At 40.2% G+C, this 20,310-nt stretch carries 18 protein-coding genes and 1 tRNA gene; 7 read left to right on the top strand and 12 right to left on the bottom strand.

The genetic code is table 11. From position 1 onward, the window contains the following. Positions 1-21 precede the first annotated feature (21 nt). From ACYRY3_RS32505 to ACYRY3_RS32515, 3 genes are all read right to left on the bottom strand, one after another. Complete coding sequence (locus ACYRY3_RS32505) at positions 22-1,353, bottom strand: ATP-binding response regulator (protein ID WP_460205784.1); 1,332 nt, start codon at positions 1,351-1,353, stop codon at positions 22-24. A 111-nt stretch (positions 1,354-1,464) separates the two neighbouring features. After that, a complete protein-coding gene (locus tag ACYRY3_RS32510) occupies positions 1,465-1,896 on the bottom strand; it encodes a response regulator (RefSeq protein WP_460205785.1) in 432 nt (143 codons plus the stop codon). A gap of 262 nt (positions 1,897-2,158) precedes the next feature. Then, positions 2,159-3,847, bottom strand: coding sequence for a PAS domain-containing sensor histidine kinase (locus tag ACYRY3_RS32515; protein ID WP_460205786.1), 1,689 nt, complete (start codon positions 3,845-3,847; stop codon positions 2,159-2,161). A gap of 488 nt (positions 3,848-4,335) precedes the next feature. On the opposite strand from ACYRY3_RS32515, the gene ACYRY3_RS32520 reads away from it, so the two are divergent. The 4 genes from ACYRY3_RS32520 to ACYRY3_RS32535 all read left to right on the top strand — a co-directional run bounded on the left by ACYRY3_RS32520 (position 4,336) and on the right by ACYRY3_RS32535 (position 7,452). Further along, a complete protein-coding gene (locus ACYRY3_RS32520) occupies positions 4,336-5,055 on the top strand; it encodes a response regulator (protein WP_460205808.1) in 720 nt (239 codons plus the stop codon). 453 nt (positions 5,056-5,508) lie between these two features. Further along, positions 5,509-5,778, top strand: coding sequence for a GlsB/YeaQ/YmgE family stress response membrane protein (locus ACYRY3_RS32525; protein WP_460205787.1), 270 nt, complete (start codon positions 5,509-5,511; stop codon positions 5,776-5,778). Positions 5,779-6,136: 358 nt separating this feature from the next. Beyond that, entirely contained in the window at positions 6,137-7,030 is an 894-nt protein-coding gene (locus ACYRY3_RS32530) for a TIGR02587 family membrane protein (protein WP_460205788.1), read from the top strand. Beyond that, positions 7,027-7,452, top strand: a complete 426-nt coding sequence (locus tag ACYRY3_RS32535; protein WP_460205789.1) for a TIGR02588 family protein — start codon at positions 7,027-7,029, stop codon at positions 7,450-7,452. Before ACYRY3_RS32530 ends, ACYRY3_RS32535 begins: the two co-directional genes overlap by 4 nt. Before the next feature lie 76 nt (positions 7,453-7,528). Here ACYRY3_RS32535 and ACYRY3_RS32540 read toward each other — a convergent pair whose 3' ends face one another. The 4 genes from ACYRY3_RS32540 to ACYRY3_RS32555 form a co-directional block, all read right to left on the bottom strand. Beyond that, entirely contained in the window at positions 7,529-8,296 is a 768-nt protein-coding gene (locus ACYRY3_RS32540; RefSeq protein WP_460205790.1) for a ChaB family protein, read from the bottom strand. A 74-nt stretch (positions 8,297-8,370) separates the two neighbouring features. Further along, positions 8,371-8,910, bottom strand: a complete 540-nt coding sequence (locus ACYRY3_RS32545) for a Dps family protein (RefSeq protein ID WP_460205791.1) — start codon at positions 8,908-8,910, stop codon at positions 8,371-8,373. A gap of 325 nt (positions 8,911-9,235) precedes the next feature. After that, the gene (locus ACYRY3_RS32550; RefSeq protein ID WP_460205792.1) at positions 9,236-9,601 is read right to left on the bottom strand and encodes a hypothetical protein; all 366 of its coding nucleotides are present in this window, start codon (positions 9,599-9,601) and stop codon (positions 9,236-9,238) included. Positions 9,602-10,126: 525 nt separating this feature from the next. After that, positions 10,127-10,696, bottom strand: coding sequence for an HMA2 domain-containing protein (locus ACYRY3_RS32555; RefSeq protein WP_460205793.1), 570 nt, complete (start codon positions 10,694-10,696; stop codon positions 10,127-10,129). A gap of 466 nt (positions 10,697-11,162) precedes the next feature. Here ACYRY3_RS32555 and ACYRY3_RS32560 point away from each other — a divergent pair, with 466 nt between their 5' ends. Beyond that, entirely contained in the window at positions 11,163-11,318 is a 156-nt protein-coding gene (locus tag ACYRY3_RS32560) for a DUF454 family protein (protein ID WP_460205794.1), read from the top strand. Positions 11,319-11,573: 255 nt separating this feature from the next. Then, positions 11,574-12,380, top strand: a complete 807-nt coding sequence (locus ACYRY3_RS32565; RefSeq protein WP_460205795.1) for an HMA2 domain-containing protein — start codon at positions 11,574-11,576, stop codon at positions 12,378-12,380. A gap of 26 nt (positions 12,381-12,406) precedes the next feature. On the opposite strand, the gene ACYRY3_RS32570 is transcribed toward ACYRY3_RS32565, so the two are convergent. The 4 genes from ACYRY3_RS32570 to ACYRY3_RS32585 form a co-directional block, all read right to left on the bottom strand. Continuing rightward, positions 12,407-13,858, bottom strand: coding sequence for an APC family permease (locus ACYRY3_RS32570; protein ID WP_460205796.1), 1,452 nt, complete (start codon positions 13,856-13,858; stop codon positions 12,407-12,409). Between the two features lie 19 nt (positions 13,859-13,877). Then, positions 13,878-16,538, bottom strand: coding sequence for a heavy metal translocating P-type ATPase (locus ACYRY3_RS32575; protein ID WP_460205797.1), 2,661 nt, complete (start codon positions 16,536-16,538; stop codon positions 13,878-13,880). A gap of 380 nt (positions 16,539-16,918) precedes the next feature. After that, on the bottom strand, positions 16,919-17,254 hold the full coding sequence (locus ACYRY3_RS32580) for a DUF5132 domain-containing protein (RefSeq protein ID WP_460205798.1): 336 nt from the start codon (positions 17,252-17,254) through the stop codon (positions 16,919-16,921). 759 nt (positions 17,255-18,013) lie between these two features. Continuing rightward, the gene (locus ACYRY3_RS32585; protein WP_460205809.1) at positions 18,014-18,145 is read right to left on the bottom strand and encodes a CopG family transcriptional regulator; all 132 of its coding nucleotides are present in this window, start codon (positions 18,143-18,145) and stop codon (positions 18,014-18,016) included. Between the two features lie 54 nt (positions 18,146-18,199). On the opposite strand from ACYRY3_RS32585, the gene ACYRY3_RS32590 reads away from it, so the two are divergent. Next, on the top strand, positions 18,200-19,336 hold the full coding sequence (locus ACYRY3_RS32590; protein ID WP_460205810.1) for an RNA-guided endonuclease InsQ/TnpB family protein: 1,137 nt from the start codon (positions 18,200-18,202) through the stop codon (positions 19,334-19,336). Positions 19,337-19,416: 80 nt separating this feature from the next. Here ACYRY3_RS32590 and ACYRY3_RS32595 read toward each other — a convergent pair. Further along, positions 19,417-19,489: transfer RNA gene (locus tag ACYRY3_RS32595), tRNA-Asp, on the bottom strand. Positions 19,490-20,310 lie beyond the last annotated feature (821 nt).

Here is a 20,310-nt window from a genome sequence, read left to right on the forward strand (position 1 = left end):
ATTGTCTTTCTATTCTTAAGATTATATTTCCATACTCTTCCTGTGTGTGCCTTCTGGAGCAAAGCGAGCCATCTCCTGTTGCCGCCATAGGTTTCTTTTGTCTGAAAAACTTGTCTCCTTTGATACTTTATTACTTTTTTGGGGAGTTGACGCTGATATTTGACGGGGCAGTTCAATCCGAAACACCGAACCCTCACCCAATCGGCTTTCTACAGAAATAGTGCCGTCCATCATTTGCAACAATGCTTTAATGATTGGCAAACCCAAACCCGTGCCAGTGTATTTGCGAGTCGTACTTTGATCGACTTGCCGAAAAGCTTCAAAAATCTGCGGTATATCTACAGGGTCGATACCAATTCCGGTATCAAAAACTGCAAGCTGCATTTTATTTTCTGTCAGTTCTTTGACCTCAACTCTAATACTTCCAGATTCTGTAAATTTAATGGCATTTGAGAGTAGATTTGTCAATATTTGCCGTACACGAGTGGGGTCATTAAACACTATAGAGTTTTGCGACTCTATTTTAAAGAGCAAAGACAAATTTTTCTCCTCTGCTAAAGAACGCATTTCCTCTACAGTGGCACGAACTACCTGTGACAAATCGAATATTTCTGGCTTTAAATCTAACTTTCCTGCTTCAAGCTTGGAAAAATCAAGAACTTCGTTGAGCAACATCAGCAAATGCTTGCCATTATTAAAGATCCGCTCTACCATATCTCTCTGTTGACTTGTCAGTTCTCCACACTTTGGACGCAGTAATAACTGAGAAAATCCAATAATGGCATTCATTGGCGTTCGCAGTTCATGAGACATAGTTGCTAAAAACTGTGACTTGAGCCGTGATGCTTCAACAAGTTTTATATTTTGCAGTTCAATATGTTGTCGTTGTGCTTCTAATTCCTGGTTTTGGCGAATCAGCAAATCGTTGCTCTCTCTTAACTGCTTATTCGCCAAAGCCACCTGCATTTCCGCTTTTTGCACTCGGATGGCATTTCTTAATACCTGTGACAAAATTTCCGGCGAGATCCTAGACTTGGAGAGATAGTCGATCGCACCAGCTTTCATAAGTTCAACCGCTATTTGTTCATCTCCTTGACCTGTCAGAACGACGACTGCTACCGCGATTTCTTTTAAGCGTAGGTTTTGAAGTAGAGTTAAACCGTCCTGGTCTGGTAAGCGATAGTCGAGAAATACACAATCGTAGGAACTATTAGATAAGGTAGCGATCGCACTTTGACCATCACTCACCTCAGACAGTTCCATTTGTACACCTGCTTTGGTCAAGGCACGACGTACTGCCAAGCGGTCTACTTCGTCATCATCTACAACTAAAACTTTTAGTTTCTCTTCCATCGCTCTTAGCTTTCGCGATTCTACATTGATTTGTTAGTAGTTAATAGTTACTAATTCGTGGTACTTTGTTCACTCCCAACTCCTAACTCCTAACTCCTAACTCCTAACTACTTAAGGCATTTCACATAATGTCCAATATTTATTAAGGGTTGCCATTAGCTCAATAAAGTTACCAAAAGTCACCGGTTTAAGAATATAGCCTGCAACATTTAGGTTGTAAGCTTCTACTCTGTCTTTATCTTGATTCGAGGTGGTCATGACAACCACAGGTGTTGCTTTTAATTGGGGATCGGAACGTAATTCTTGAAGAAACTCAATTCCTCCCATTTTTGGCATATTTAAATCTAATAGAATTAAGCGTCTTTCATAGGGAACCTCTGGTTGCGCTCCATCATTTCCACGTAGCATTGAGAGTCCCTCTATACCATTGGTAGCTATATAGAGAGGATTATTAATATTTACTTTTTTGAATGCCCGCTTGACATTCATAACATCAACTTCGTCATCCTCCACCAATAAAATGTTTATCACCCTTTCTGACATTTCCTTTGATTAAATACAGTTTATTTTGTCTTTGTTCCGGTTCCCCAGAAACTGGAATTCATATTTGACAGCTAATAGCTTGATTTTGATTCCAGATGTCTTTTTTAAGAATGATTATCTAAGTAGCAAAACGGACTCAGTCAGAGTAAAGTGAAACACTCAACAGAGTACCAAAACGATTGTAAATGCACAGCAGGGATTCCGTCTTCAGCCATTGGTCAGAGCTGAACACATTTCGACTCCTAATTTTTGGCTTTCTAAACTAAAGGGATTCCTTGAGCCAAGTAAAGCGGAAAGTACTTCCAGCTCCTGCTTGAGACTGTAGCGAGATCGTCCCTCCTTCTGTTTCGACAATTTTCTTAACAATTGCCAAACCCACTCCCGTGCTTTCTTTATGGTCGCGTGCTTCCAGGGTCTGAAAGATTAAAAAAACTTTGTCGTGAAACTCAGTGGCAATACCGGGACCATCATCAGAGACGGTAAATTCATAGAAGTTGCCTCGATCTTTCACAGCAATCTGAACTCGACCATCAGCTCTCGAATGATGCTTGATTGCATTACCAATTAAATTACTAAATACCTGTTGCAGGGGTATTTTTTTAGTCACAAAGGTAGGCATTCCCGATTCTACCTCAATAGTGAAAGTTGGCGGCGGTGCCAGAAAGTCTATTACCTCTTTCAGCAATGAAGCAACGTTGACCACAGATAATGGAGTTTGGGTGCGCCCAACTCTTGAATATTCTAGCAAACCGTTGATTAAGCCTTCCATTCGCCGCACTCGTCCTCGCAACAAGCGCATCTGCTGCTGGTTTTCCTCCGGAAGACTGTCTGCGAGGTCTTCTTCCATCCACTCAGAGAGACTGGCAATTGCTCTTAGGGGTGCCTTAAGGTCGTGGGAAGCCACATAAGCAAATTGGTCGAGTTCGTCGTTGCGCTTTTTTAACATTGCTGTAGTTTGTGCCAGAATTGTATTGACACGTGTCAATTCTTCTGCACGTTGTTGTAGCGCCATTTCTGCTGCTTTGCGCTCGTTGATCTCCTCAATGACAGCAATAAAATACTTAGGCTCACCCTGAGAAGAGAACATGGTGTTACGGGGACAAACAGATGTGGGGAACGAGGAAACGGAAGAAAAATCTTGCATCTGCCCGTCTTCTTCATCTCCCCCTACAGTTGAAGTTTCCCTGGCTAAGGAAACGGTTAGATCGATCCAGACAATTGAACCGTCCTTGTGAATGTAGCGTTTCTCCAAAGAATAATTCTCAATTTCACCAGCTAGCAGTCGATTAACGCAGATCAAATCATTTTCCAGGTCATCGGGATGGGTGATGTCGTGAAACCTGAGTTCTAAAAGTTCTTTCTGGTCATAACCCACAATTTCACACAACTTGTGGTTCACTCGCAACCATCGACCATCCAGCCCTACATGAGCAATCCCAACAGCAGCCTGTTCAAACGTGGCACGAAATCGTTGGTCGGTCTCGCGCAATTCTTTTTCTGCCAGCTTTTGTTGTGTAATATTATCGAAGACAACCCCAATACAGCGCTCTTGTAATCGAAACACTTTAATGCTATAGAAGCTCCCTGGTATGCGTTCGTCACTATAATAAGTTTCATATTGCTCTCGGGTGCGATCGCCCATAGCAACTTCTGCGTATAATTCCAAAGTCGCTTTATTTTCCCTGTCTATATTAGGAAAGCATTCAGTGATTCTTTTCCCGACACAGTCTTCAAGAGATACTCCAGTGAGTTGGCTGGCGGCTGAGTTACTAGTAACCAAACGAAATGATGTCAAGTCATTGGTGTTTTCTAGGTACCACACTATCAAGCCGAATTGCATATTCTTAACAATTTCGGCGTAAAGTTCCATTTGTACTTTTTCTGCGTCTAAACATGAGTTCATTCCGTAAATTTCTGCTTTGGTGCCAGCCAATTTGAAGTCCTGAAACATATCTTTTGTTAGAATTCACTCTTTGCTCTTGCGACTCTCTTTTTATTCTCCAATCTCTAATCGTTATCGTTCTCAATTAAAAATTATAACTTATAATGAGTTATAAAAATGGTATGCTTAGCTCAATGGTCAGTAAAAAATATTATTTAGATAAGAGATTATTCAGTTGTGTATGGGGTGGTAGTTCAAATTAGGGATAAATCCTTAATTAAACTCCCAGAACTGACCTAATTTGTACTAATTAAGATGAAACCAAGTAGGATAGACTGGAATTTGTCCAAGTATTTCATAAAATTTTGTAAAACAGCCATATATCCTAAGCTAGAGATTGCTATGTATCTCAAGGCAAAAAGATAGTAAATTCCTTATTTCTATCGGTGGATGCAAGATAGAGTAAAGATCCTCTATCCTAAGTTTTGGATAAAGAAAAAATGTTGGCATTTTTGTCGGCGATCGACAAATGCAATCAGGAGCAAGCGAGTGTAGCGATGAGTGAAATTAGTATTGTTCTTATTGAGGATCACGATCTAACACGAATGGGGCTGAAGGCTGCATTGCAATCAAACAGCACACTTCGAGTTATTGGCGAAGCACCAAATGCTACCAGAGGTTTGAAACTTTTAGAAACTGCTAAGCCAGATGTTGCTGTTGTTGATATCGGCTTACCCGATATGGATGGGATTGAGATGACCCGGAGATTTCGGCAGTTTCAAGCAGAAACAGGGGATTCGGCAACAAAAATCCTCGTACTGACGATGGATCACACAGAGGATGCAGTCCTTGCTGCTTTTGCCGCGGGAGCAGACTCATACTATATGAAAGATACCAGCATCGATAAGCTGACTGAAGCAATTCAAGCAACTCACGGGGGAAATTCCTGGATCGATCCGGCGATTGCTAATGTTGTATTACGCCAAATGCGTCAAGGTTTACCAGAGGATCAACCATCTGAGAAGCCAAAGACTGTAAAAATAGAGGCTCTATCATCAGAGTACGAGCAAGTATTAGAAACCTATCCATTGACACAAAGAGAACTGGAGATTTTAGAGTTAATCGTTGCCGGATGTAGCAATGGGCAAATTGCTGAGAAACTGTACATTACAGTTGGGACTGTCAAAACCCATGTCCGTAACATTCTGAACAAACTCTGTGCTGATGACCGTACTCAGGCTGCTGTTCGCGCTCTCCGTTCTGGGTTAGTTGCGTAACACCGATAAAGAGGAAATGAACTCTTAAAGAGTTCTGCCATGTTTTTCAGTTACATATAACAATTACTAAGATAGCGGAACCGTCTGCCCTAGCATTTAGAAGATAATAAGTAGGTCAACATAAAAAAACGTAAAACATAGAAACCCGGTAACTTATGATAAACCGGGTTTCTGACAACAAGCATTTTACGTTTAATTTGGTTGCTCTACTTATAAAATTGACTTTATAAAGTCTACCCTGACCATAAACCAATAGCGTTCATTTACCGATTATTTATGATAATTCCATGCCTATAGAGACGTAGTATGCTACGTCTTTACTTTTTTCTATATATTATTGACTGTATTTATAACTCTTTTGAGAGAATAGCCACTGGACTTGCGGTAGAAGAGTTTTACTAATTCGGTTTGTTAAATTTGATTTGGGAAGTTTTATAAATGAGGAATTAAGTAATGAACATCATTGCTTGGATAGTATTAGGTCTGATTGCTGGAGCAATTGCTAAAGCTATTTACCCTGGTCGTCAAGGTGGTGGAATTCTTGCCACAATGATATTAGGTATTATTGGTGCCCTTATCGGCGGTAGTTTAGTGACGTTCTTAGAAACGGGAACGTTGCAATTTGCTGCAGCTAGCTTAAGTATTCCCGGTCTACTTGTTGCAGTTATTGGATCGATGATTGCTATCTTCCTTTGGGGTCTAATAACTCGTAGCGCTGCTTAAGTTAAGGATAGTAAAAATTATGGTTAGAGCCGATTTGTTAGGAACTAACCTTCTATGCTACGATTGTTGTAACCTTCTTGACAAAATACTTCACTGTCATGTAAACAGTGAAGCTACGGATAAAAATAAAAAATTAACATTCTTTTGTGTGAATGAAAAAAGATTCGGTTAAGTATTATATCAGGGTAACCGAATTTTTTTGTTTCACTTTACTTTGATATTAAGATTATAACTACATTGGTACAAATCAATTTCACTGGTGAGTTTTGTCCTTTGTCCTCAGTCATTTATCCTTTACTAATAACCAATGACAAGTGACAAATGACAAATGACAAATTATAAATGACAGCCTTGCATTATGGGCGTAGCAATAAATCGCAGGAAAAAAAAGTGGGCAAGTGAGATTAATGACATCATCAGGGGTGCATGTGGAGGCTTTTTATTCGGTATCCCTTTGCTTTATACAATGGAGGTCTGGTGGATTGGGTCACGAGCAAAACCACAAATGGTGATGTTGACTATAGCACTGATGTTCGTCGCCGTTTTCTTGCTTAATCGTACAGAAGGCTTTAAAAAACCCAGACGTAACTGCCCACCTTACCAATCAGTAACAGACACCGTAGAAGCTATGGCAATTGGAATAGCCTGCTCTAGTTTTGTGATGTTGTTGCTACAAGAAATAACACTAGAAACTCCTCTTAAAGAAGCGTTGGGCAAAATTGTCTTTGAGAGTGTACCATTTACTTTAGGTGTAGCTTTAGCTAACAATTTTTTAGGGGATACTCGTAACACCGATCCCGAAGGGAAAACAAGGGAGCGAAGCAATGGCAAAAGCCATCACAAATCTGATGAGTTATCTGCTAGCTTTGCTGATGTTGGTGCAACCTTGATTGGTGCAACAGTACTGGCTTTTAACATCGCACCTACAGATGAAATTCCCATGTTAGCTGCAGCTGTTTCTCCACCTTGGCTATTGGTTATTCTTGCCTCATCTTTGGTGATTTCCTATGGTATTGTTTTTGAGGCAGGCTTTTCAAATCAGCAAAAGCGCAGACAGCAAGAAGGAATTTTTCAGCGACCTTTAAGTGAAACTGTTATGTCTTACTTAGTTTCACTCCTAGGAGCTGCGTTTATGTTGTGGTTCTTTCAGCAATTAACCTTTGACGATCCTTGGACAATTTGGTTGGAACACACACTCCTGCTTGGGTTACCAGCAACTATCGGAGGTGCAGCAGGAAGGTTAGCACTATGAGTCAACAAATAAACAAATTGACAGATTCTGAAACAGAACAGCGACCAAAGCGCAGCCCTGCGGAGTGGTTAACTTTTGGAATTACATCGTTTATTCTAGCCGTGGTTGTTAGTTTGGTAGGCTACACTTGGCTTAACGACAAACAACAACCTCCTATGCTTTCCATTACTAGGAAACAGGCTGTTCGGCAAGCTGATGGACAATTTTATGTTCCCTTTGAGGTGATTAATACTGGGGGAGAAACTGCTGAGTCAATTCAGATTGTTGCTGAGTTACGGGTGAACGATGAAGTTGAAGAAACGGGGGATATACAAATTGATTTTTTATCAACTAATGAAAAAGAAAAAGGGGCTTTTGTTTTTAGTCGCGATCCCCAGCAAGGTCGGTTGATTATCAGAATTGCTAGTTATAAATTGCCTTAAATTTAGTGAGGGGTTAATGGTTAGTGGTTATTAGTTAGTAGCTAAGAGCAATTAACTACTAACTACTAACTACTAACTAAACAGTCGTTTTTACTTTAGACAAAACGCCCTTTTCATCTTCATCATATTGCTGATGAACTTTTTCCCAAGCAGCTTGTTCAGCCTTGGATTCATCATTTGTTTCTTTTAAGACGGTGTTATAGCTCTCAATGAATGTCCGTTGAGCTTCAATAGAAAGATGAGAGCGAATCTCAGGAGACAAATCTTCTGGGTTGTTACAACCACCAGTGCAAGCACGAGGTAATGCTTGCTCAAGTGTGTGAACTTCTTCTCCACCAGCACTTTGTAGCAGAAGTTGAAACTCTCCAGAGCGTTCGGCTGGGACTTCTGCCATTACCAAAAACTCACCAGCTTGCAAGCGGGTTTGATAGATAGCTGCTTTGTCTTCCGGCATTCCTAATGTAGTTAAAACAGATACTAAACCTGCACCTGCACTACCAGCGATCGCCCCACTAGCAGCCCCTAACAACAATGCACCAATGGGACCTGCGGCTACAATCGGACCAACAAACGGAATAAACAGTACGCCAACACCAGTGAGCAAGCTGAGGAAAGAACCGAACAAAGAACCAAAGATGGCTCCTGTTCTTAAGCCTCCAAGAATGACATCTCTCTTGGTAATGAAGCCAGCGATTCGAGTTTCTGATTGAAAATTTCTGCCCATGACCGAGATATGGTCTCTAGACACACCCCTATCCAGTAAGCGTCGAATCACATCATCAACTTGCTTTTGTTCTTTAAAGACAGCTGAAATGGTACGTTCTGCTCTGTATGCTTCTGCCACTTAAATACTCCTTATTTTCTTGCTTTTTTCTCATAAAAGGGAGTGGAAAGATAATATCCACACTCCCCATATAGCTAAACACCTACAGGAGTTTTGGTTTGCTCTAGCTTATTTGAACCATCTGACTGAATAGACTGTCCTTCAATGAAAGAACGCAGCATCCAAGCCATTTCCTCATGCCCTTCCATGAGCCCGGTTAAAAAGTCAGCAGTTCCTTCATCATGGAACTCATCACTACTGCGATCGATATGCTCGCGTAAGTTGCGAATAACTTGCTCGTGGTCATCTACCAATCGAGCCACCATATCGGTTGCTGTGGGAACGTTACCACCCTCTTCTTTAAGAGTGGCAATATCTAGAAATCCTTGCAATGTGCCAACTGGGTAACCGCCTAAAGTACGAACCCGCTCAGCCAAAGCATCAATTGTTTCCGTCAGTGTTTGATATTGTTCTTCCCAAAGCTCGTGAAGGCTGCGGAATTGAGGTCCCACGACATCCCAGTGGAACTTTTTAGTTTTGACTAACAGTACATAGGCATCTGCCAAATCTTGATTGAGAAGATTAATGACACCTTGACGTTGCTCTTCTGTCAAACCGATATTTATACGACGCATGCCTGTAAATTCCTTAGCTAACTTCTTTATCTAAGTTCACAACTCCAAGCCCATATCATCATCAACCTAAGGAAGGAATTATGCATGAGGTATGAATTTACAACTGTAGGGACACGGCGGCCTTGCGCCCCTACTTGATTAATATAAACTGAAAATTTTATTATTCTTTCTGGCTGTATTTAGTTAAATCCAAACAAATATAAATCGGCATCTTGTCTGCTGATTCCAAGATGCCAATCATAATGGTTAAGTATTTGACTAACTGCTCAAAACAGTGAAACTATGAGCAAAAGTTTATTGGACAGTAGAAAGCACAAGATATCGCTTACTTGTTACCTGTCACTTTGTTTAACAGATTTTTCACTTCATCTTCTACTGTGGTTGCATTCCGTGAATTTTCAGGGCGCTTCATCTTCTCAATATCAGCAGTTCCCTGAATCTCGTTTAAACCTCCCCCCTTTGTTGCCTCAATTTGATCTTGTGCGGTTGGAGGTGGTTGTGTAGATATTGCGTCAGTTCTCTTCTGTGTTTCTAGTAACTGTGTCGTAGCTTCATTGGGATTGCTTGGATTGGTTCCAACTGTTGCAGCAGCAGGAAAAGCATTAGAGAAAAACAATAAGGCACAAGTCATTGCCAAAATTACAAAACGTACTGGACGCAGCATAGATAAACCAAAACCAACTTTCTTCATCTAAAATCCTCCTTAAAAATTAGGTTATCCAAAAGTCACGTACACATGGCTTTAGCCACAAACAGATAAACATCACATAAATGCTTACCTGTTACGAGTTTTGAATACCACAACATCCCACGACAACTGGTATCTTTTGAAATAGTTTCCAACAGTAATAACAAAGCAATATTACCTTGAGACAAAAACTCAAGCTTTTCGTCAATACGCTTTTGCCCTTACTTGCTCGAGCCCAATCTTCAAGGATACCTATTGATATGGGTTAGCTTATTCTTTTTCTAATATGAAAGCACTCGGTTATGTATCGACCTCAAGAATGAAATTTTATCTGTATCAAATTCAATCTACAGATAGACCCAATTTTTACACTTTTAGTAGCTTTACCAAGAATTGCTTATGATTACGAGTGCAAGTTGATGTTTTGCTATAAATACTTTATTTTATGCTAATAGCTTCAACTCAAACAACATCACGACCAGCTTTTTCATGAATTTAACAACTCAACGCCTAAATAAATCTTTAACATCAGTGACCAGTTGCATCTTTTTGTGCTCGCTTAGGTAATACGAACATGACGGCTGACTTTAGCTTCTGTGTCATAGCTTTTGCTTTAGACAATAAATTCTCCCAAAAGTCAGTCTTAAACCGCCCATACTGAATACCGTTACGCACTTTATTTATATTTCGGATACTGTCTATGAAATCGAGCAGAGCATCAAAAATGGCTTCTAGAAGTGGTCTTGACGTTACTTTTGGCGGCTGGACAGTATCTGGAGCAACTTGAATCAAATTCACTAAATGCGATCGCATTTGGTCATCTGAGATTGCATCGGATCGATACGTGATGGCAATAGATGCAGCTTTCTCGTTAATACGAACATCTGTAATTTCAGAATGAGATTTTTCTATTGTTGCCTTGAGTTTGTCAGCATAGTCAGAATCTATTGCTATTTTGGGAATCCAAAAACGGATGCGTCCGGGAATTGCGTGGGCTATACTATACGAGATTTCATGATTTCCTGCTGTACCATTAACTGAATGTAAGGTTGTCCCTTGCAAATTTTGGTTGGAATTAGACAAATCTCTATAAGTCATATATACATTCTCTTCTAATAATAGAGGTCAGTAGTAAATACACTTAATCGATATGGCTTTAACCCGTAATTTACACTTTGTCATGCCTATTGTGTATTCAACCGCAAAATTGATAAATTCGATTTATTGAATACAATATATACAAGCCTTAATTTACATTCCTGCTGGGGAAAATCTTAATTAAATTTTATCCGAACACCTTTTCTATTTTCAAAAATATTTGAATATTTATCTTATAGTTTTTTATTTATACTTAATCTTCTATCTAAAGAAATATATATTTAATACAATTTCCAAAAATGATTGCTACATACTATCTATCCTATATCCCTTAATAAAGAAGGTTGGGGGAAGTGGATTTGGTGTAAGACTTAGTACAAACAGCCAAAAAATAAAATGTTAAGTGATATGATAAAGATGGCTGAATTATTTGATACGTAAAATTTTCAAGTAAGGGAGAAGGTAGATGACTGAGGTTTTGAATTCACTTAAAAAAGTGGTGTTAGGATTTGTAGGAACTGTAAGTTTAGTCATTGGTATTATAGGGGTTATTCTCCCCTTTGTTCCTGGAACACCGTTTTTAATTTTGGCTGGTATTTGCTTTTGGGCTATGAACGCCTAAGGCTGTTTCTTCTTAACTTACATAAATACAACTATACACAAGCGGGTGATTTGTGACGAAAAAGGTTGATATCCGTCAACTGAAAACCAACAACCCCGCTTTCATAAAATTTATTTATTAATTTAAGAATAAAAAATATTTGTTTTTATCAAAACCGAAAGTCTATATTAGTGATGTTAAGAGATTCTGGGACAGAACAAGACTGTTAATCAGCCGATAAAATCTTTCCTAGTTGTGAGAGGAGTTGAGCTAGATATGAATAAGCCCCTATCAAATATAGAATATAGTATCGTTCACGCTACACCAGGGCGTATCCGCATTAGCGTTCCTCAACTAAAAAAAGATTTAGAATACGCAAAAAAACTCGAGCAGTTACTGAATTCGCTTGATTTTGTTGTTCGCGTGCGGTTGAATTCCCAAGCCTCTTCAATTGCGATCCGTTACGATGCCAATGCTATCTCAGATGGGGTTGTTCAGAATCAGATTGCTAGTTGTTTTAAGCAAGCAGTGTCAGTAGATCTTTACCAGCAAAATCAAAAATTTATTAAAGCTTCCAACAGACAACTAGAAAAAGTAGAAACTGAAGAACTAACTGGCAAGATAGGTGGTGAGGTTATAGGAGAGATTTTTGGAGGTGCGATCGGTCATTTATTGCTTGGCTCTATAGGAGAACGAATTGCTTCCGAGGTGATGTCAAGAGCGGGAGGATTCATTGGAGAGTCTGTTGGTAAGGAAATTGCTGATGTTGCGGGACTCATAAACCATTTAGAGTCCCAAGCAACTAAACAAGCAACTAAAAAGCCAATTCTGAAGTCATATCAGCAAAATCAGCCAGATAACGGTAACGTTCCGAGCAACCAACCACAAGTGACAACAGGTTTAACTGCATCTCAACTAGAAAAATTGTGGCAAATTTCAAGCAGCACGATTAATGCCGAAGCAAACAGAGGGGTTTTAGCTTTTCAAACCTGGAGTCAGGAAAAACATGGTATTCGATGGAGTTTTCGACTGTCCGAATCGGCTTCCTTAGAAGCTGAAAAGTTGTTTTTCCCGTGTGATTGAAATCTCGGATCGTCGATGTATACTGCTCAATTTTCTAAATCGCCAAATCTAGCATGAATTTCATCAACTCCTTGCTGCATTTCTGTAACAAGTCTGGGAGACCGAAAAGTCTTTTTTAAAAACCAACCACAAGTAATCATTATGTAGCATAAAAACAGATAAGGAAAGACACTGTAAGGTGCTTCAGGAACTGGGAACATTTTACTGCCGGGAATACCTACACTGCCCACAATAGGGATAATCATAAACGCGATCGCCAAAATCGAGAACACCATATCGATTGGACGAAGTATTTTCTTTTTGTGCAAGTAAACTGGAGCCGCTATTGAAATCAGAACATACACTGTTAAAAATCCGTAGCTGCACATAGCTCCCAAGTAACCCATGCTTTCAAACAAAGGCACTTTAAAGAAGGACATGACAGCAGGTACTAAAAATGTCACAAAGGAACACATAGTCACTGCTATGTGAGGTGTTTTGTTAGATGTGTGTGCCGATCCTAACTTAGAGTGAAACAGTCCGTGACGTGCCATAAGGAAGAATATCCTAGCTGCAGGATTAATACAGCCAAGGACGCAAGCAAAGAAGCTAAACAGAGCACCAAAACCAACCAGTACTCCTAAAAAACCAACTCCTGCTTGTTGAGAAAGAAAACTTAAAGGCTCTTCATTTTTGGTAATAGAGATACCAGTGTTACTAAAACCCAGCACTTCAACATAGGATGTGAAGGTAAAAAATATACCAGCCAGGATAGCGCTACTAATGACAGATCTGGGGATTGTTTTCAATGGATCTTTCGCTTCATCCCCCAAGCTCGTAGCACTTTCAAAACCAGAAAACGCGAACATCACCAGCACTAATCCCGTTGCTATATTACCGGGAGATACACCTTGTAGGGTTAATTGAGGTATGTGGATCGCGAAACCTGTTTTTGACCAAATGATGAGACACAAGATTGTTATCAGCAAAAGAGATAATCCTTCAATCCACAACATTGCTATTGCGGAAAGTTGGATATCTTTATAAGCTGCATACCAAGCAATTGCTGCACCCAAAGCCAATAGCGTAATACTAGAGGGATGAATACCCAACTGACCAATGAGCGATCCACTAAAGTTGGCAAAACCACATAAAGTTGACATCCCTGTAAATAAATACGCCAGCACTAAACTCCAACCACAAATGACGCCTGCTATCGGTCCAAGACCTTTCAAAATGTAGGAGTATAAGGAACCAGGTGAAGCCGAACGACTAGCGAATTGATTGATGTTGATACTAACAAATACCAATCCAACCAAGCCGATAAGAAAGCTCAACCAAGTTCCGTTCCCTGACAGCGCAACAATTAAGCCCAAATTTGAAGCAGGAATTGTGGTGGGTGCTATAACAGCAAAAGATTGAGCTAAAACTTCTCCAAAAGATAGACAGTTTGGTTTTAAGCCATGAGCGCTTTGAGGCGGTGAGATTCTGTTTGCCATTTTGTAAGTCTCAAATCTTTTAAACTGCTACACTCTCAACAACCTGGACACTGGAAGCAACAGAGGTTGTTACTAACTCATATTCGTGAAGAGAAGTATTATCTACATGAGTATGCAGCTGATTTTCTGCTTCAACCAAATCCGTAGCATCTACAGAGGTGCTGAGGGGAGTTAAACCACCAGGACCTAAAAGCGGGCGAAAGCCATTTAATTCAGCTAGGACTGCTGAACCATTGTTAATAATAATTGCCAGTACGGGATCGAGGGCAAAGAGTACACCAGCAACTGCTGCACTAATGTTGGGAACGGCTACAATTAGGGCATTTTGCCAAATAATATCCATCGTATACTTAGCAACTTTAATAGCATGAGTTAAGCCCCGCAAATCATCTTCCATCAACACGACATCGGCAGTTTCTCTGGCAATATCAGTTGCACCTGCAAAGGAAATGGAAACATCTGCGTAAGCCAGTGCTGCTGAATCATTAATGCCATCGCCGCAGAAAGCAACCGTTTTACCACTGTTGTGAATCGCTTTCACGACCTCAACTTTTCGTTCTGGAAAGGCTTCAGCGTAGACTTGGTTGCTATCTATGCCTAACTCGGATGCGATCGCTTTTGCCACTCTTGTCACATCACCGCTTAACATATAGGGGCTAATGCCTTGTTCGCGGAGTTCTTTAATGACATCTTTGCTTTCATAACGAGGTGGATCGCTATATAAGATGACGCCTAGCAGTTGCCCATTTCCTGCTACGTAAACCAAGGAATTGCTACCAGATTTGATATTTGGGTAGTGCCGATCTAGGTACTCTAGGCTAATGTTTTCTTGTGCCATTAAGCGATGACTGCCAACAAGGAGCTGCATACCATTGATGGTGGCACAGACACCCAGTCCGACTCGATAATTCCATTCCTCACACTCGTAAAGCTCCATGCTTTCTTCTTTAGCATGGCGGACAATTGCTTCAGCAACTGGGTGAGTCAATCCCTGTTCGGCGCTAGCTGCTAGAGCAAGTATTTCTCTTTCTGATGAGCCAGCATTAGTGAGTTTTACACCTGTTACCTGAGCGTGTCCTTGAGTGAGTGTGCCTGTTTTGTCAAAGACAACAGTGTCAACACGAGCCAGAATTTCAATAGCTCGACCGCTACGGATATAGACTCCATGACGAGCTGCGTAAGTGAGGGCTGAGAGAATTGCTGTTGGTACTGATACTCTAATACCAGTCCCTACGTCTAGAGTCAGCAAAGCGATCGCTCGATTCAAGTCTCCAGTCACTAAACCAACGCCTGTTCCTACCAAAAGAGTGGGTAATACAGCCTTATTTGCGATTGTTGCGGCGTAGTTTTCCACGCGAGTATCGTGTACGGGTGCAGACTGCATGAGCGATACAATCACACCAGCACGAGTGTTGTTACCCATGCGTTCTGCTAAAATGCACAGGTTTCCATTTACGAGTAAGGTTGAAGCAAAAACTTCATCACCTTCACAACGAGTTACGGGAACTGACTCTCCAGTGAGTTTGCATTGGTCTATCAGACCTGTTCCACGTATGATGTGACCGTCTACAGGAATCTGATCGCCGGGATAAACAATGACCCGATCTCCTTCTAAAATGTCTTTGACTGGGATTTGCACTTCTTGACTGTCACGTTCTACCAGAGCATACTTACCCAAACAATCGAGTAAATTCAAAGAAGCCCTTTCGGTACTGCGTGCGGTCATGTCTCGAATCACTTCACTCCCTTCGATCAGGCTCAACATGAATGCTGGAGCAAAGTAATTTCCCAGGTAAGTATGAAGACTAATTGTTAAAGCATCAAGAAAATCAATGTTGAGCTGGCGTTCTTTCTCAATATATTCTGCTGTTCGTTGGAAAACTGGAATAGCAGCAAAAAATATTGCTGCTGACACGAGTACACCAGGGAAGGGCAAGCCTATTAAAGCACCAAAACTCAGTACTAGACTCAGTACAGATGGTCCCAGTCTTTGCCAATAATCAATTTCTTGTTGGTTGTCTTTTTCTTGCTTTGAGTTACTGATAACATCCCAATCAAGCTCAATGCTCAAAGCTTGTTGGATCGTTTCAAATAGCCTTTGCTCTGCTTGTGCGAGCACGGTTGCATCTGCTTGATATTCGTACTCAACTGCTAGCGATCGAGCTAATGCATTGATACGTACATCAGCGATCCCCTCAATGGACTCAACAAGGTATTTGAGCTTGAGAGCATAGTCAGTATCTGTTGCCAGTCGAGGAATGTTTATCCTTATATGCCATTCATTTTTGTGAACAACCTCATAGCCCACTATTTGTGTTGTAGTTAATACAGAAAATTGAGTTTTTGACAAGATGTCATCATTTCTGGCTAAGTCAACGTTTTCTGAACTTTCTAAAACACTGACTTGCTCAACACATCTGAGAATTTTCTCCTGAATTAAACTACTGGCAACACCCCGATTTCTAAACTCTATCAAAATCGATCTAGCCGCAGGATTAATACGAACATCAGTGACAAAATGTAGTTTCTCAATGACCTGCTTGAGAGTTTGGCAATACTCTTGGTCATATGCAATTCTGGATGTTTCAATCCGCAAACGTTGCTCGTTCTTGTGAAGAATTCGATAACTCACTTGTTCGTTCCGAGTAGACTGAACTGTGTCTTTTTCTGTCGTTAACATTCCCAATTTTGCGTTAATTGTTCAATTCATTTTGACTCACATGGAGCAACTGACACATTACAGATGAGTTTACTTATCATCTGCATCAATTTCGATTAGGGATTTCCAACAAATAAATTATCCATCTTGTGGAAAGGGGTTCCCGTTGGTTCTCTATTGATGGAGCTCTAGAAGCCCGTACTACAAGAAATTTTAGGATATTTTTTTATTTGGAAGTCCCTTAGAAGAGCCTTACACCCCTTATTCTAAAACTGCAACTGAAACTTCATCAGTTTCAAATTATACCAACATTTGTTGCTTGGACATAAACTATTTCCAAACATCTATGCAGCAATAGTTACCGATAATTTCAGTGCCGAATTTGTATCGAACAGGCTATGTTACTCTGATACAATTTCTATGTTTTGGGGTTCTTCTTTTTCAGAAACAGTTTTTCTTTGTAAATGCTCTACCTTTGCGTCTGCTACCAAATCTCGAAACGACTCTTCTGCTTGAGCAAAGATGACTTGGGCATTTTCTACTGCCTCAAATCCCAATACTAGACCTTTCTTTGTTAATTCTCTTGTGGATTCTGTTATGGATTCAGTGAGTTTTTCTCCATCTTGTCCTAAAGCAGATCCCACTGAACTGATAACAGGTGCAATAACCACTGCACCAAGTCCAACTGCAATAGCAGTAAGAGGCTCAATTCCTAGTAGCAAAGCTTCCCATTCCATCTGTTTTTTAACCTTGTTGGGTAACGATTGGGTGTTAAAAACAATCAGCGTTTTCTTTCTCTGCAAACAGTTTCTTTGCTGATTTGCTTAACCCACTTTTATCATAATTTCTTCGATCGTATTTCTCTTTTATTATTTTTAATACATTTGTTTTTTTTATGAAGATATAAAATTTTATAACAAGATTTTTATAAGCGTGCGATCGCTGTGTTTTGCTTACTATTTGTATTAGTTGAAAAATCAATAAAACTACTCTTGGCAATAATTATTTGGAATTTTTATTGCCAAGGTAACATTTATTTTCTTAAAATTTTTTACGACTTTCTATATGTTCTAAAATATCCTGAAGAAATCTCTAAATTTTTATTGACAGCAGTACGAGCAGAAGCAGCTGTTGCCAATTTCATCATAGCAATACATATTCTATCCATAGGCAGATGCGCGAAAGCATTGAATGACTAATGTAAATTTGTCAAAAATCCAGGCAAAACTAACTATCCAATCAACTGTGGAAAAGATAGTCCGGTAATTACACCGTATTAACGTAAATTATAATCTTCCTTGTTACTTAATTAATATATTTTTGTAAATCAAAAAGTCATGGACTCATAAAGATTGGGTTAATTCAAAATCTCAAAACCCAAGCGTCACAAGTCGCGTGAATCTTCAAGGTACATTCTCCTAGCACATTTTTTTGTCATCGAATCTTAACAAAAAATTTGACGAGAGCGGAGGGCAATCAGCTAGTTGCTTAAACACTCACAAAAGCTCATAGTTCTTAACTTTCTTTAACAAGGAGCGAATATACTCTCGCAATATGTCGGTTTTTGTCCTTGAGGTTTGAGTACAGTATGCCTCAAAGATTTTTAGTTCTTGTTCTGGAATCCTGATAGATAGCTTTCTAACTTTATTCCATCGTCAGTCGTTATGCCTTACAATGTTCTCATGCTACTAGGATTTAAGACAGAACTCAAAATTAATTCAAGCCAACTTAGACTACTCGCCAAACACGTGGGGACGGCACGCCACGCTTGGAATTGGGGGCTTGCTCTCATCAAGCAAATCCTCGACCACAATCGTGTCAACCCTGAAAATAAAATCAAATTTCCATCGGCTATCGACCTGCACAAGTGGCTTGTAGCTTTGGTAAAACCGGAGAACCCTTGGTACTACGAAGTATCGAAGTGCGCTCCTCAATCGGCTTTGAGAAACCTTGCAACTGCGTTCAAGGACTTCTTTGACAAAAAGCGAGGATTTCCAAAGTTCAAGAAAAAGGGACAACACGATAGTTTTACCCTAGATGGGACAATTGTGCTTGAAAAGAAGCGTATCAAGGTTCCGGTCATTGGTTGGATACGCACTCATGAACGTCTGCCCTTTGGCATCAAGCCTAAGAGCGTAACGATTTCGCGTACTGCTAATAGATGGTTTATCTCTTTCAAGAACGAGACTGGAACCAAATCCACATTAAAAACCGTTGATGTTGTTGGTGTTGACTTGGGCGTAAAAAACCTCACCACCCTATCAACGGGCGAAACTTTTGAAGGAGCTAAATCTTATCGCAAAGCCGAGAAAAGACTTAAACGACTCCAAACAAATGTGAGTCGCAGAGTTAAAGGTTCTGCCAACCGAAAAAAGGCAGGAATGAAACTAGCTTCATTACACGCACGCATCGCCAATATTCGCAAAGATACATTACACAAACTCACGACTTATCTTGCCAAAAACCACGGCAAGATTGTGATTGAAGACCTCAATGTTAAGGGCATGATGGCTAACAGGAAGCTAGCGAAAGCTATCGGTGATATGGGGTTTTATGAGTTTCGCCGCCAGCTGGAATATAAATGCGGTTTGTACGGTGCTGAGTTGGTCGTCGTTGACCGATTTTATCCGAGTAGTAAAGCTTGTTCCAAGTGCGGCAACGTGAAAGACTTACTCAAATTGTCAGAACGAGTTTATAACTGTGATGCCTGCGGTTTTGAGATTGACCGCGATTTGAACGCGGCAATCAACCTATCGTTATACGCGGGTAGTTCGCCCGTGTCTGCCTGTGGACGGGGTGCTGCCGACAGTCCCGGTTGAAGCAGGAAATTTTTGTTAGCTTTTGTTAATAGAAATAGAACGGAGACGGCTTGAACTATTTGCCCACGGAACCACGAAAACGAGGGTGACGGGGCTCGAACCCGCAACATTCCGGCAGACAACCGGACGCTCTAGCCGTTGAGCTACACCCCCATTTTTGGTATCTGTACCTAATTTTTTAGGTACAGATGTTTGGTGAACTTTCCTATGGTCTATTTAGTTTTCAATGTCAGGAAAAAATATTGTGAGTGTTTACAAACTTAATTACAAAAATAACCGTCGCTCCAGATAGTGAATTTCTTGTATTTTATGGATATATTCAGGTGTTTTTACCTGACTCTGGTTAACGCAATGTACATCTAATTCAGGGTTATCGATGTGCGATGTTTTTTGATTTTTTTCCTCCTTTGGGGGAGGTTTAAGTTGTAGAATTAAGGCGATGTATAACATAACTATTTACTGGGTCTTTTTGGTTTAGAAGTTTTTGTCTTACCTTTAATTACATTAATACTACAAAACACTACATAAGGTGTCAAGGGGTTTGGGAAAAATTTTTTGAAATTCTTTGAAGGCTCTGCTGTACTTGGCTTTGTACTGAATAGTTAAGTAGGTCGATAAGAAGAAACTAACTGCTAAGGATCGTCCTTAGTTATTTGTCATTAGCCATTGGTAAGGGTTTCAGATACATTTACACTTTGTAACGTGAATCTGGTAGCTCAAAGCTTTTAGCTTCTGGGCAATAAGTTATGGCAAAGCAGCGATCGCTACTTTGTAATAAGATGTAGTATTGGGAGCGGCAAGGTATTAAAATTCTTGTGGGATAAGCAGGACAGCCAATCTCTCCTGTAAATGACGATTTCTTTGAATATCACTCGTCTTAAGAGGGGTAGATGGTGGGCAGTGCCCACCCTACAATGAGAACCAATGACCAATGACAAATGACAAATGACAAATGACAAATGACCAATGACCAA

This window comes from Scytonema sp. NUACC21, assembly GCF_054684315.1.